The organism is Vibrio metschnikovii CIP 69.14 (genome assembly GCF_000176155.1).
Taxonomy (GTDB): domain Bacteria; phylum Pseudomonadota; class Gammaproteobacteria; order Enterobacterales; family Vibrionaceae; genus Vibrio; species Vibrio metschnikovii.
In genome coordinates this window covers 544,127-557,365 of record NZ_ACZO01000007.1, presented here as the reverse complement: position 1 = coordinate 557,365, position 13,239 = coordinate 544,127, and the positions used below count along the sequence as shown (strand labels likewise).

13 protein-coding genes are annotated in these 13,239 nt (G+C 44.7%); 4 read left to right on the top strand and 9 right to left on the bottom strand.

Annotated features, from left to right (window positions below):
- The first annotated feature begins 513 nt into the window (after positions 1–513).
- Positions 514–1,884, top strand: coding sequence for a glycerol-3-phosphate transporter (glpT, locus tag VIB_RS14130; protein WP_004396883.1), 1,371 nt, complete (start codon positions 514–516; stop codon positions 1,882–1,884).
- A gap of 265 nt (positions 1,885–2,149) precedes the next feature.
- Here glpT and VIB_RS14125 read toward each other — a convergent pair whose 3' ends face one another.
- The 6 genes from VIB_RS14125 to rbsD all read right to left on the bottom strand — a co-directional run bounded on the left by VIB_RS14125 (position 2,150) and on the right by rbsD (position 8,042).
- The gene (locus VIB_RS14125; RefSeq protein WP_004396882.1) at positions 2,150–3,151 is read right to left on the bottom strand and encodes a substrate-binding domain-containing protein; all 1,002 of its coding nucleotides are present in this window, start codon (positions 3,149–3,151) and stop codon (positions 2,150–2,152) included.
- Between the two features lie 13 nt (positions 3,152–3,164).
- Positions 3,165–4,085 (bottom strand): ribokinase, encoded by a 921-nt coding sequence (gene rbsK / locus VIB_RS14120; RefSeq protein WP_004396881.1) that lies wholly within the window; start codon positions 4,083–4,085, stop codon positions 3,165–3,167.
- A gap of 67 nt (positions 4,086–4,152) precedes the next feature.
- Positions 4,153–5,031: a ribose ABC transporter substrate-binding protein RbsB gene (gene rbsB / locus VIB_RS14115; RefSeq protein WP_004396880.1), complete on the bottom strand. Its 879-nt coding sequence runs from the start codon at positions 5,029–5,031 to the stop codon at positions 4,153–4,155.
- A 67-nt stretch (positions 5,032–5,098) separates the two neighbouring features.
- Complete coding sequence (gene rbsC / locus VIB_RS14110; protein WP_004396879.1) at positions 5,099–6,082, bottom strand: ribose ABC transporter permease; 984 nt, start codon at positions 6,080–6,082, stop codon at positions 5,099–5,101.
- Complete coding sequence (gene rbsA, locus VIB_RS14105; protein WP_040905229.1) at positions 6,079–7,587, bottom strand: ribose ABC transporter ATP-binding protein RbsA; 1,509 nt, start codon at positions 7,585–7,587, stop codon at positions 6,079–6,081. Before rbsA ends, rbsC begins: the two co-directional genes overlap by 4 nt.
- Positions 7,588–7,622: 35 nt before the next feature.
- On the bottom strand, positions 7,623–8,042 hold the full coding sequence (rbsD, locus tag VIB_RS14100) for a D-ribose pyranase (RefSeq protein WP_004396877.1): 420 nt from the start codon (positions 8,040–8,042) through the stop codon (positions 7,623–7,625).
- 340 nt (positions 8,043–8,382) lie between these two features.
- On the opposite strand from rbsD, the gene VIB_RS14095 reads away from it, so the two are divergent.
- Positions 8,383–8,646 carry a DUF3012 domain-containing protein gene (locus VIB_RS14095; protein WP_040905227.1) on the top strand — a complete coding sequence of 88 codons (264 nt, stop codon included), beginning with the start codon at positions 8,383–8,385 and terminating at the stop codon, positions 8,644–8,646.
- A 90-nt stretch (positions 8,647–8,736) separates the two neighbouring features.
- Here the strand turns inward: VIB_RS14095 and VIB_RS14090 are convergent, their stop codons facing one another.
- On the bottom strand, positions 8,737–9,180 hold the full coding sequence (locus VIB_RS14090; protein WP_040905225.1) for an Lrp/AsnC family transcriptional regulator: 444 nt from the start codon (positions 9,178–9,180) through the stop codon (positions 8,737–8,739).
- A 106-nt stretch (positions 9,181–9,286) separates the two neighbouring features.
- On the opposite strand from VIB_RS14090, the gene VIB_RS14085 reads away from it, so the two are divergent.
- On the top strand, positions 9,287–9,871 hold the full coding sequence (locus VIB_RS14085; RefSeq protein WP_040905223.1) for a LysE family translocator: 585 nt from the start codon (positions 9,287–9,289) through the stop codon (positions 9,869–9,871).
- A gap of 94 nt (positions 9,872–9,965) precedes the next feature.
- Entirely contained in the window at positions 9,966–11,639 is a 1,674-nt protein-coding gene (locus tag VIB_RS14080; RefSeq protein WP_004396874.1) for an RluA family pseudouridine synthase, read from the top strand.
- Here VIB_RS14080 and VIB_RS14075 read toward each other — a convergent pair whose 3' ends face one another.
- Together VIB_RS14075 and VIB_RS14070 are read right to left on the bottom strand one after the other, a co-directional pair.
- Positions 11,640–12,095, bottom strand: a complete 456-nt coding sequence (locus VIB_RS14075) for a bactofilin family protein (RefSeq protein WP_072670865.1) — start codon at positions 12,093–12,095, stop codon at positions 11,640–11,642.
- On the bottom strand, positions 11,999–12,946 hold the full coding sequence (locus VIB_RS14070; protein WP_004396872.1) for a M23 family metallopeptidase: 948 nt from the start codon (positions 12,944–12,946) through the stop codon (positions 11,999–12,001). Before VIB_RS14070 ends, VIB_RS14075 begins: the two co-directional genes overlap by 97 nt.
- Positions 12,947–13,239: the final 293 nt, after the last annotated feature.

Sequence of the window (13,239 nt, the reverse complement as noted above, 5' to 3'; positions counted from 1 at the left end):
TAAAAAATGGGCTGTCTTTTCAAACCCAATACGTCCTAAAGCTAGCAAGATTCACTAATAACCCAAGTCAAGGACCACTATCGATGATCCAAAATACAACCTGCCTTCCAAATCTATACTGCTCATACTTTGAACGCTCATTTTCCTACGAGGGACATCAAATTTTATTCTCCCGCCAGATCATCAAACTAAATTGGTCATTGATTCGTTGCAAAGAAAGAACTCTCGAACGAGCAGGCATGGCGTCACATTAAACCAATCTAATAAAAACAAAGCTTTATTAGGAAAAACTAAAGATCAAAATGCCATCATTTCGATTATTTATTACTCATAAAAACCAATTAATTATTTGTTTTTATGAGTAAATTAATTGTAACTCTTCATTCATCACAGAAATAATTTGCAACATACCTACAATTCTCGAAAAGTTTCGAACGAAAATAAAACATTATTCGTTCGCTCCATTTTGAATGTTCTATTCCCCCAGCAACCTAATTACATTACGAGGCCATTATGTTTGGGATCTTTAAACCACATGCTCACATTGAGCGGCTATCTTCTGAACGAGTTGATAGCGCCTATTCGCGTCTGCGTTGGCAGCTTTTTATCGGTATTTTTGTCGGCTATGCCGGTTACTACTTAGTCCGTAAAAACTTTAGCTTAGCGATGCCTTATTTGATTGAACAAGGTTTTAGTCGTGGTGATCTGGGGGTCGCACTGGCTGCGGTTTCTATCGCTTATGGACTGTCCAAGTTCTTAATGGGTAACGTGTCTGACCGCTCCAATCCTCGTTACTTTTTAACGGCGGGCCTAGTGTTATCCGCCTTAGTGATGTTCTGCTTTGGCTTTATGCCTTGGGCAACGAGTAGCATTACCGCGATGTTCATTTTACTGTTCTTAAATGGTTGGTTCCAAGGGATGGGCTGGCCTGCCTGTGGTCGAACTATGGTGCATTGGTGGTCACGTAAAGAGCGCGGAGAAATTGTTTCGGTATGGAACGTTGCGCATAACGTGGGTGGCGGGCTGATTGGTCCTATTTTTATCCTAGGCTTATGGGCCTTCAGTGGTGACTGGAAAGCGGCTTTTTACGTTCCGGCTTTCTTTGCCTTGCTGGTGGCGCTATTTACTTGGTTAACCATGCGCGATACTCCACAATCTTGCGGCTTACCACCGATTGAAGAGTATAAAAATGACTACCCAGAAAATTACGATAAATCTCATGAAAAAGAGATGACAGCGAAAGAGATTTTCTTTAAATACGTTTTTAATAACAAACTGTTATGGGCGATTGCGATTGCTAACGCGTTTGTCTACCTCATTCGTTATGGTGTATTAGACTGGGCTCCAGTTTACTTGCAAGAAGCTAAAGCCTTTACGGTGAATAAATCTTCATGGGCTTATTTCCTCTATGAGTGGGCGGGTATTCCCGGAACCCTACTCTGCGGCTGGATCTCAGATAAAGTCTTTAAAGGTCGTCGCGCCCCTGCCGGCATTCTGTTTATGGTTTTAGTGACCCTAGCCGTATTGGTCTACTGGTTTAACCCAGCCGGTAATCCAACCGTTGATATGCTGGCATTAATCGCTATCGGTTTCTTAATTTATGGCCCCGTGATGCTGATTGGTCTGTATGCGCTTGAATTAGCGCCGAAAAAAGCCGCAGGAACCGCAGCAGGTTTAACGGGACTGTTTGGTTATCTCGGTGGTGCTGTCGCCGCTAACGCTATTTTAGGTTATACGGTTGACCATTTTGGTTGGGATGGCGGATTCTTTATCCTTGTTGCATCGTGCATTTTGTCTATTGTTTGCTTGCTCTATGCCTTTGTCGGAGAAAGAGCCTTCCACAAAGAAAAAGACGCACGAGAAGCGGCGGAAGCCGCACAATAAACGCCTTGCAAACCACTTTTCAATACTAACCCTAGCCCGAATATACTTTCGGGCTAGTCTTTTCACGCTAAATCGTTAGGAAGGTGGATCTTTAAAATTTAGAGCGGCTATAGCCAAACTACCTAACACATTGCTATGAGCATTGACAGGCCATATGCTAGGAGCAAACGAACATCGTCAATTCGCTCTGCTTCTTGAAGTAGCAAAGGGATAGATGTTAAAGAAATAATAATACGGAGAAGAAGTGAACCGCACGGTTCACTTTCTATTTTACTTTCACACTCTGACGGACAACCAGTGTTGGTTCTAGTTGAACCACTTGAGGCTCGCGGCTCTGATTTTCAAGCTTATTTAACAGTGTTTCGATCGCTGCCTGACCTAAACGGTATTTAGGCTGATGAATAGTCGTCAAAGACGGCGTCATAAAATTCGCGATATGAATATCATCATAACCGATGATCGAAAGCTGCTCTGGAATAGCAATATCAAGGTCACTGGCGGCATGAATCACCCCCATGGCCATCATGTCATTACTAACAAAAATTGCGCTGGGTAATGGTCCTTTTTTTTGCAATCGATACAGGGCTTGCGCGCCTCCTTCACATTCAAAATCAGACTCAGTAATCCAGTCAGGATTGATGCTTAAGCCCGCTTCTAACATGGCTCGTTTATAACCTTCATAGCGCATTTGTGCTTGATGACGACTCAGTGGTCCAGTAATACAGCCGATGGATTGATGACCACATTCAATTAAGTACTGGGTCGCCATATAGCCACCACGCAGCGAGTTATCTTGGATTTTATCACTGGCAAATAGCATTGGCCCCCAATCCATAACCACCACTGGAATATCAGGATAGCGCTCAAAGACTTCAATCCGTTCGCCTTCTAAGGTCGAGCACATTAAAATTAAGCCATCGACTCGTTTTTGTAATAGGGTATTAATCGACGCTTTCATGCGTTGATTATCCCCTTCGGTATTACATAAGATCAGGCTATAACCTTGTTGATAGCAGCTGCGCTCAACCCCTTTAACGACTTCTCCGAAAAATGGGTTGGTTGAGGTAGTCACTAACATACCAATGGTACGGGTACGATTCATTTTTAAACTACGTGCCAAAGCAGAAGGCGCGTAATTGAGATCTTTCGCGGCTTTATTGACTCGCTCGGCAATATCATCACTGACATAACGAGTTTTATTGATCACATGGCTAACCGTGGAAGTCGAAACCCCTGCAACGCGCGCAATATCTTTCATGGTTGCCATATCATCTTATCCCTTATTGATGCTGAGCTAAAAATTCATCCACTTCTTGGCGAGTCGGAATCGACGTTTGTGCGCCAAAACGAGTAACTGAAATCGCTGCTGCGGCATGAGCAAACTTAATCGCTGATTCTAAAGACATATTCTCTAACAATCCAGTCACAAACGCACCATTAAATGTATCGCCCGCGGCGGTGGTGTCGGTGGCCGAGACGCGAAAACCGGGGATCAGTTGTCCACGCCCATTTTCACTTAACCAAACCCCTTTTGCGCCTAGGGTAATAATAACAATTTCAATGCCTTGCTGATGTAACACTGTTGCAGCTTGCTGGGCTGAAGCATCATCGGTGACGGTAATGCCGGTGAGCACTTGCGCTTCTGTTTCATTAGGAGTGATCACATCAACACAACTGAGCAAACTCGATGGCAACTCACGGGCTGGCGCTGGGTTGAGCACCACATTCGTTTTCGCTTGTTTAGCGACTTGCGCCGCTTTAATGATGCCGTCAATCGGTGTTTCAAGTTGCATTAACAAGTAGCTGGCGGCACGAATACGTGGTAGGTCATCTTCGATCGCTTCTGCGGTTAATCGGTCATTAGCCTCAGCCGAAAGACAAATGCTGTTTTCACCATGGTCAGAAACTTGGATCATCGCAATGCCTGTTGGGCAATCCGCTTGTACTTTCACACCACGAATATCCATTCCATCCAGCTTAAAACGTTCACAACTTTCGATACCAAAGGCATCATCACCCACACAGGCAATAAAGCCAATATCCGCTGTTAAGCGCGCGGCGGCAACCGCTTGGTTTGCACCTTTACCACCAGGGATGACTTGATAATTTCGGCCATGAAGCGTTTCTCCAGGACGAGGAAAAGTAGGGACTTGTAGAACATGGTCAGCATTGACACTACCTAATACCACCAATTGGTTCATAAGAATTATCCTTCTATAAGATAGAAAACCTCGCTCTATACTCAGAGCGAGGTATACGATAGGTGAGTTATTGACTGATAATTTTCAGCGGCACAGGAAGATAAGCCTCAACCGTCTGACCTTTGAGGATCTTATCAGCGGTTTCAACCCCTAAAGCGCCAATCATGTCGGGTTGCTGAGCGACCGTTGCCCCTAACTGACCACGTTTTACTGCGGCAATGCCGTCGTCAGTACCATCAAAACCAACAATCAAAATGTTTTTACCAGACGCTTGCACTGCGCGCAGCGCGCCCAATGCCATTTCATCATTTTGCGCAAAAACAGCTTGCACGCTTGGGTTTGATGCCAGTAAATTTTCCATGACGTTTAATCCTTTGGTGCGATCAAAGTCAGCAGGTTGGCTGGCAAGTAAAACCATATCATGCTCTTTAACTGCGTTCATAAAACCTTGTCCGCGTTCACGAGCCGCGGAGGTGCCGGCGATCCCTTCGAGCTGAATGACTTTGGCTTTTTCACCAATTTTTTCGATGATAAACTGGCCAGCCATCTCTCCGCCCATTACGTTATCCGAAGCGATATGACTGACTACCTCACCACGGCTCGCACCACGATCCAACGTTACCACAGGGATATTCGCGCGATTGGCTCGGCGGATAGCGTTTGATACGGCATCAGAATCGGTTGGGTTAATTAAAATCGCTTTTACACCTCGAACCGTGAGATCTTCTACGTTCGACAGCTCTTTACTCGGATCGTTTTGCGAGTCCAAAACGATCAGGTTATAGCCTAAGTCTTTGGCTTTCGCTTCCGCACCATCTTTCATGGTGACAAAGAATGGATTGTTCAGGGTTGAAACGACAATGGCAATCGTGTCTTTAGCTGAAGCAGAGACCGATACCGAAGCCGATAACAGCGCAGCAGAAATTAACGTCGCAAGTTTTTTCATGTTAATCATCCTTTTTTTGGTAGGGGGAACCAGATGAAAGCAGGCTTGCATCTGGTAGGTTCACGTTTTACTTATTTTTATTGTCCACCAGCACAGCCAGCAATATAACCGCCGCTTTCGCTATCATCTGGTAGTAAGAGGTCACATCGAGTAAGTTCAATGCGTTATTTAAAAAGCCGATGATCAGTGCGCCAATTAAGGTGCCCATAATCCGACCTTTACCGCCCATTAAGCTGGTACCGCCTAATACAACCGCTGCAATCGCATCCAGCTCATAGCCCATGCCTGCCGTAGGTTGCGCAGAAGAGAGCCGAGAAGTAACAATGATGCCCGCCAAAGCCGATAACAGACCACAAATGGCGTACACACCGATTTTGACGCGATCAACATTGATACCGGATAAACGCGCCGCTGACTCATTACCACCCATGGCATAAATATAACGACCAAAACGTGTGTGATTGAGCAAGTACCACGCCGCCGCAAATACCACCACCATCATCCAAACGGGTACAGGAATGCCTAATGCGTAACCCGTACCAAACCAAGCAAACGCATCAGCGGTATCGGTAAAGCCGGTTGAAATAGGACGCCCATCGGTATAAACCATGGTGACGCCACGCAGCAGCGTCATAGTAACGAGAGTGGCAATAAAAGCTTGTACCTTGCCTTTGGCGATAATGATGCCACTGATACCCCCTAGCGCCGCGCCAGCCAATAAAGCCGTTGGTACCGCCACCATAACCGGAACTTCAAGGGCAATCAGACTGGCAGCAAACGCTCCACATAGGGCCAACACAGAGCCAACACTGAGATCAATGCCCGCGGTTAAAATAACTAAAGTCATACCAACCGCAATGATCGCGTTCACTGATGTCTGACGTAAAATATTCAGTATGTTGTCGACGGTAAAAAAGTTGGGATTTAAAAATGACACCACAACGACTAAAAATAGCAGAGCAATCAGTGACTTTTGTTCAATCAACCACGCTTTACTAAACCACTTTTTACCACCGTCTGGCGTCTGATTACTTAGAGTTTTACTATTCATGCTGCTTCCTCGTTCAAGGTTTTGCCAACGGCACACGCTAAAAGATTTTCTTGATTGGCTTGCTTGGCATCAAATTCGCCACTGATCCGCCCTTCATGCATCACTAAAATTCGATCGCTCATACCAAGTACCTCTGGCATTTCCGATGAAACTAAAATGATACTCATCCCTTGCGCTTTAAACTTATTGATTAATTGATAGATTTCTTTTTTCGCACCGACATCAACGCCACGTGTCGGTTCATCTAAAATCAGTACCTTAGGTTTCGTCATTAAGCCTTTGGCGATCGCCACTTTTTGCTGATTCCCACCTGAAAGATGACCAATGATCTGGTTGCGAGAAGGGGTTTTTATATTGAACAGTTGAATGAAATCTTCTACCGCAGTCGCTTCTGCGCCATGCTGAATTTGTATGCCCTTGGTCAGTTTATCGAGGGCACACAGCGACATATTTTCTTTGACTGATAAACCGAGTACCAGACCATCGCCTTTGCGATCTTCTGAGATGTAGGCAATACCATTGGCTAAACCATCTTGCGGGCTAACGGGGTTAATGGTGCGGCCATTAAGATTAATCACGCCCCGCTCAGAAGGCAGCGCGCCATAAATCACCTTCATTAATTCGCTACGTCCCGCTCCCATCAAGCCAGAGATACCTAAAATCTCTCCTCGACGCAGGGTAAAGCTGACATCATGAATCCCCGATCCGGTCAAACCTATCACTTCGAGACAAACTTTATTTTCTGGCTCAACGTCAATACGTGGATACTGCTCTTCTAATTTACGCCCAACCATCATTTCAATCAGACCATCTTCATCAGTCTCACTGACTTGGCATTGACCGATGAATTTGCCATCTCGCAACACGGTAATATCATCGCAAATTTCAAAAATTTCTTTTAAACGATGAGAGATATAAACGATGCCACAACCTTGGTCGCGCAATTCATTAATCACGTTAAACAATGAAGCGGTTTCGGTATCGGTTAATGCGTCGGTTGGCTCATCCATGATGATCACTTTGGACTCAAAGGACAGCGCCTTGGCGATTTCCACCATCTGCTGTTCACCAAGACTCAGCTCACCGAGCAAGGTTTTGGCACTGTGTTTTACATTAAGACGAGCTAACAGTTGATCGGCTTCCGCGTACATCTCTTGCCACAAAATGCGGCCAAAAGCGCTGGTTTTTTCTCGGCCAAGAAAAATGTTTTCTGCAATTGTCAGCTGCGGGATCAGGTTCAACTCCTGATGAATAATACTGATCCCCGCTTGCTGAGAATCCCTAGGACCTTTGAAACTGGCTGGTTGACCTTGATAGTCGATGGTACCGGCATCTTTGCTGTAGATCCCAGTCAATACTTTCATTAAGGTCGATTTGCCAGCACCATTTTCTCCCATCAAGGCCATGACTCGACCGGGATAGACGTTTAAACAAGCTTGATCAAGCGCCTTCACACCAGGAAAAGCTTTATCAATCTGACTGAGAGCTAAAATCGGTTGAGTCATCACTCCTCCTCATCGTTGAATCACAAAATCGAACGCTAAAACACCACACCCGATTGAAAAATCACATTGGCATAGGGTGTACACTCACCAGTTCTTACCACCGCGCGGCTGGCAACCGTACGAGTTTTAAACTCATCATGGCTAAGATACTCAATCGCAATAGGTTGGCCTGTTTTCTGTTGCTCGCGGTGTAACTCAGCGAGTAATTCGCTATGTAAATCAGGGCTGACTTGAGCAAACTCGTTAGCCAATAGCACCGCTTGCACTTGCATTTCGCTGAGGATGGCTCGTACCGTATCCAAAAAACTCGGGATACCCTGTGTTAAAGCTAAATCGATCCGCTGTACAGAATCGTCAATCGGTAAGCCAGCATCGCCAATCGTAATTTCATCGCTATGACCTAACGTTGCCACTAGATAAGAGAGCTCTGCGTTTAGGAGGAGACTTTTTTTCATTATTTGACCTTTATTTCAGTGCACGTTGAGGTGAAGCAAGGACCCATCTCGACAGTTTTTATTGACAAAACACTCATCGAAACGTTTCGATAGCATAATAACGTCACTTTTTTGCTTTGCATCTAGATTAAAATCAGACTGTGAGTTGGATCGTTTTATCGATATTTGATGATGAATAAATAGTGAGAATGATCACTGAGATTTTTATCAGCCAATCAATTATCGGCTGAGTCATAGCGGCAATTACGGTAGGAAAAAAAGAAAAATGACCTGAAAGCATGGCTTGTTCTAGGGCGACTTAGGTATGATGACTTACGTTTTCTTTATCGGTAGATCAACAATGAAAAAATTAGCGTTATTATTGCTCAGTACCTTGGCTCTCACTGCTTGTGAAAGCGAAGTAGGTACTAGCTCTTGGTGCCAAGAGATGCGTGAGAAACCTAAAAGTGAATGGAGCGCACAAGGAGCTGTGGATTTTGCTAAACACTGCGTATTACAAACTGAAGTGGGTAGTCAAGAGTGGTGTGAGGATATGCAAGAGAAACCGAAAGGCGATTGGACAGCCAATCAAGCCGCCTCATACGCGAAACACTGTATCTTTTAGTTTCTCGGACACTAGGGTCTGTTGACCTTTCGCGATTAAATTTTGTTCGAAAGGTCAACAGACCCTAAAAATAGGATGAAAAGATGCTCACTACTGGCGGGCATCTTTTGGAGAATCCATGACGACCATAGTGCTAATGGATTTTACCGTTAGGCATTCACCTAACACATCCGCATGAAAGCGCTTATAAGCACTGAGATCTTTAGTCTCAACACGAAGTAAGTACTCATTCATTCCAGTAATGTTATGACACTCCACCACCTCTTTAGCAAAGCGTACGTGCTCTTCAAAACTGAGTTGTGCCTTTTTGGTATGGCTATTTAAACCAATCGCAACATACGCCACAAACCCAATATCAAGTTGGCTTTTATCGACGATCACTCGATAGCCTTTAATGACTTTCTTGCGCTCAAGCTCTTGCACTCTTCTGAGTGTCGCTGAGGGTGATAACCCTACCCGCTCGGCAAGCTCGACATTAGAGATCCGCCCATCCGCCTGAAGCGCTTGCAATATTCTTTCGTCAAATCTATCCATAAATCATTTTTATTGCTAATTAAGGTCATTTAAAACAAATATAAACACAATATTGCCCAACAATACCATTATTATTTTCTCATCATTTACTTAACAAGAGCCGCTCATGGATTACACACAATGGGGACCACTCATCGCATTCGCCTTTGTTTCTACTTTTTCACCCGGTCCAAACAACATCATGCTCATGACCTCAGGAGCCAACGTCGGATTTGTACGGACCATTCCTCATATGTTGGGCATTATTTTAGGATTCAGTATCATGGTGCTGCTGGTTGGTGTTGGACTCACCGAACTGTTTCATCGTTATCCAATGCTGCAATACGGACTGCAAATCATCTGCACCGCCTACTTAGTCTATTTAGCCGTAAAAATAGCCTTGAGTAACCCCTCACAAACAACGCAGCACTATCAACCGATGACCTTTACTGCTGCGGCACTTTTTCAGTGGGTAAATCCGAAAGGCTGGTCAATGGCACTCACCGCTGTAAGTGTGTTTAACCAACAGGCAAGTTGGATACAATTAATGGTCATCGCCTTGGTATTTGCTATGGTCAATATACCATCGGTAAGCGTCTGGACGGTGGCCGGTAAGCAGCTAAGCCAGTGGATGAATCATCCACGCTATGTCCGTTGGTTTAATGGTGCTATGGGCGGATTATTGCTGTTGTCTGTGTTACCGATGCTATAAATAGGTTGTTTTGCTCAAGCTTAGGGAGAAATACTGACTTTTTACGCCAAGCGCAGTAAACTCTCCCTTGTTTTTAACCACTGTTGTCTTCACTATGCCTGCCCATTGCTTCACTCCATTTGCAACCGACATCACTGCTATCCCGTTACCTGAGCGCTTCACTTATCCGTTTTGTTATCAGCCACATCCTTTAGCACTGATTGCCGCCAAACAGCTACAGATTCATCTAACGACACAAAATCATTGGGTCCACCCTTTTGGCATTGAGCAACAAAGCGACGGTCACGGAAAAATGTTTGGCGTTTTAGTGGTGAAAAATGCTCAACAGCAATTGGGATATCTCGCTGCATTTTCTGGTCAGCTCGCCGAGCAAGATCATCTCCCCGGTTTTGTACCGCCAGTGTTTGATCGTTTTACACCAGCGGCTTTTTTTAGCGCAGAAGCCAACCATATCGCCGAAATAAATCAGCAAATTAACCAGTTAATGCACTCAGAACAGCGCAGCGCTCTTATTGAAGCTTTACAGGCCTGCCAAGAACAAGCGAAGCAAGCGATTAGCACGCAGCAAAAAACAATGATCGACAGCCGAGCGCAGCGAAAACAACAGCGCGCCACGGCGTCTAGTCAAGCAACGACAGCGGAACAACAAGCGCTGTTCAACCAACTTGCCCAGCAAAGCGTGCAAGAGAAATGGCAATTAAAACAACTTAAGCTTGAATGGCAGCAAAAAATCGCCGCGTTAGATGAAGAACTTAACCAGCTCAATCAGACCATAACAACACTTAAGCAAGAGCGTAAGCAACGTTCAGCCCGTTTACAACATCAGCTTTTTTCTCATTATTTTTTTCTCAATCAGTACGGAGAGAAAAGAAACCTTAATGCTATTTTTGCCGAGTGTGCCAACCCCGTTCCACCAGCTGGGGCAGGAGAATGCGCAGCACCGAAATTACTGCATTATGCTTTTCAGCACCAATTAACCCCAATCGCCTTAGCGGAATTTTGGTGGGGTAGCTCACCGAAATCGGAGATCCGCCAGCACGGTAAGTTTTATCCTGCATGCCAAAGTAAGTGCCAACCGATTTTGGCACACATGCTTAAAGGTATGCCGTTAGAAGATAATCCACTGTTAGTGAATCCTGCCGAGGGTAAACAAATCGAGATCGTCTACCAAGACGAGGCGATCGTCGTTATCAACAAACCTGCTGAGTTTTTATCCGTACCGGGAGTGAATATTAAAGATTCCGTCTTCACCCGCTTAGCAGAGCAATTTCCTGACGGTGAAGGTCCGTTTGTGTTGCATCGCTTAGATATGTCGACATCCGGGCTATTAGTCTTTGCCCTAACGCGCCGAGCGAATAAATCCCTACAAAAACAATTTATTACTCGGCAAATTGACAAGCAGTATGTGGCTTTATTAGCCGGTGAGCTTGAGCATGATGGCGGTGATATCACACTACCTCTCGCCGCTGATCGAGACGATCGGCCAAGACAAAAAGTATGCTTGGAGACGGGAAAATCGGCGCAGACACGGTGGGAAAAGGTAGCGATTGAACAAGGCCAAACCCGAGTGAATTTATACCCTCATACGGGACGAACCCATCAGTTGCGCGTCCACTGCGCTCATCCTGATGGATTGGGTTTTCCTATCGTTGGCGATGATCTGTATGGGCAAGCCGCTGAAAGACTGTGTCTACATGCTCAGAAGTTAAGCTTTTATCATCCCTATCATCATCAAAAAATGACCTTTGAAGTGCCAGCAGACTTTTAATTACAGACTTGAGCCTTTAGTCGCGGGTTTTATCTCTTTGTGGATTTTCGTATTTTTGGTTTCCTTGGCGTCAACCGCATCGACTAATTGAGTGACATTTTCACCAGCAGCAGGGTGAGTCATGCCATTAAAACGTCCACCTTGTTCAATACTCAGATCGTCAGTATACAGAGTGCCATTAACTACCCCTTTACTTAAAATCTCGATTTTGTCGGCGTGACAAGTGCCTTCAAATGCACCGTTAATGATCACATGTTGCGCAAAAATATCACCATTTACCGCACCACTTTCACTAACCACAATCGTCTTGATAACATGCAGTTGTCCATCGACGAGACCATCGATTTGAATATTGTCTTCTAACCGGAGTTGTCCGCTAATTGAACAGCCTTTTGCGATGAGAGTTGTAGCTGCGCGCTGACTCTGAGTTCGACTTTGTTTACTAAAGATTCCCATCGAATACCTCTTACTTGACTAAATAAACTTTCAAAATCATTTATACCCCAATCGACAAACGGTTTAGGATCTAATGGTCGACCGACAAAACGTACTTCGTAATGTAAATGAGGCCCAGAAGAGAGACCGGTATTACCCGAATAAGCAATCAGATCGCCCTTTTGTACAAAATCACCACTTTTCACCGCAAACTTTTGTAAGTGCGAATAAGAGCTTGAAAAACCATAAGCATGTTGTAAGCGCAAAAAGTTACCCGAACCTTGGTTACTCGCCCGAGTGACTTCCACTACCCCATCCGCTGGCGCGTAGACAGGAGTACCAATATTGACCGCGAAATCTTGCCCACGGTGGAATAAAACGTTGCCTGTCACAGGATGAGTTCGCTTACCGTATCCTGACGAAATTCGAGCTTCATGAACAGGAGCACCACTGGGGATTTGGGTTAACATCACCATTCTGACCGAAGAGGTTATCGCAGCCGTGTCTAAACGAGATTCTAATTCCGCACCACTGTCTTCTACCCCTAAGACTTTTTCGAGATCGCCTAATCGATCGGCAACCAACTGCATTTTTTCTTCACGCTCTTGTAAATCATGTTCTAGATTATTTTTTAGTTCTTGCAGTGAAGATAGCTCGCCCAGTAATGAAGAAGATTGATTCTCTAATTCTTGCTGCTTTAATTTGGCAAAATCCACTTCACTGGACAAGTAATAAATCACTCCGCCAATGGTGAGCAACGCAGCCAAGGCAGTATAACCCACTGTTTTTAAAACATGCCGATACCACTTACCTAAATGGAAGTGTCGCGTGCCGTGGATAGATGAAACAGAAACAGTAACCTTTTCTTTCATTGATTCTATTAATACTAAGGTGGAATTTTTTGATTCTAGCAGGTAACCCGCAATGACTAAACGTTTTGCTTGATTGGACTACACTAGGTTAAGCAGCTTCTGACATGGATCTCTTTTTTATTTTTATAATAAGTTGCGATAAATAGCCTCTCTATCTGACACTGATATCCCGAAACAACTTGAGATTGCAAATCAACATCAAACGATTCCATTCACCATAAGCATAGATAAAGAAGCAATGAATGTCGCTGTAACTGTGTGCAAAGATAGCGAGCGATACTAACCCTCTTCAC

Excerpts from the sequence above, each read along its gene's own strand:
- glpT (WP_004396883.1), top strand. The coding sequence starts at position 514 with ATGTTTGGGATCTTTAAACCACATGCTCACATTGAGCGGCTATCTTCT.
- VIB_RS14125 (WP_004396882.1), bottom strand. The coding sequence starts at position 3,151 with ATGGCAACCATGAAAGATATTGCGCGCGTTGCAGGGGTTTCGACTTCC.
- rbsK (WP_004396881.1), bottom strand. The coding sequence starts at position 4,085 with ATGAACCAATTGGTGGTATTAGGTAGTGTCAATGCTGACCATGTTCTA.
- rbsB (WP_004396880.1), bottom strand. The coding sequence starts at position 5,031 with ATGAAAAAACTTGCGACGTTAATTTCTGCTGCGCTGTTATCGGCTTCG.
- rbsC (WP_004396879.1), bottom strand. The coding sequence starts at position 6,082 with ATGAATAGTAAAACTCTAAGTAATCAGACGCCAGACGGTGGTAAAAAG.
- rbsA (WP_040905229.1), bottom strand. The coding sequence starts at position 7,587 with ATGACTCAACCGATTTTAGCTCTCAGTCAGATTGATAAAGCTTTTCCT.
- rbsD (WP_004396877.1), bottom strand. The coding sequence starts at position 8,042 with ATGAAAAAAAGTCTCCTCCTAAACGCAGAGCTCTCTTATCTAGTGGCA.
- VIB_RS14095 (WP_040905227.1), top strand. The coding sequence starts at position 8,383 with ATGAAAAAATTAGCGTTATTATTGCTCAGTACCTTGGCTCTCACTGCT.
- VIB_RS14090 (WP_040905225.1), bottom strand. The coding sequence starts at position 9,180 with ATGGATAGATTTGACGAAAGAATATTGCAAGCGCTTCAGGCGGATGGG.
- VIB_RS14085 (WP_040905223.1), top strand. The coding sequence starts at position 9,287 with ATGGATTACACACAATGGGGACCACTCATCGCATTCGCCTTTGTTTCT.
- VIB_RS14080 (WP_004396874.1), top strand. The coding sequence starts at position 9,966 with ATGCCTGCCCATTGCTTCACTCCATTTGCAACCGACATCACTGCTATC.
- VIB_RS14075 (WP_072670865.1), bottom strand. The coding sequence starts at position 12,095 with ATGGGAATCTTTAGTAAACAAAGTCGAACTCAGAGTCAGCGCGCAGCT.
- VIB_RS14070 (WP_004396872.1), bottom strand. The coding sequence starts at position 12,946 with ATGAAAGAAAAGGTTACTGTTTCTGTTTCATCTATCCACGGCACGCGA.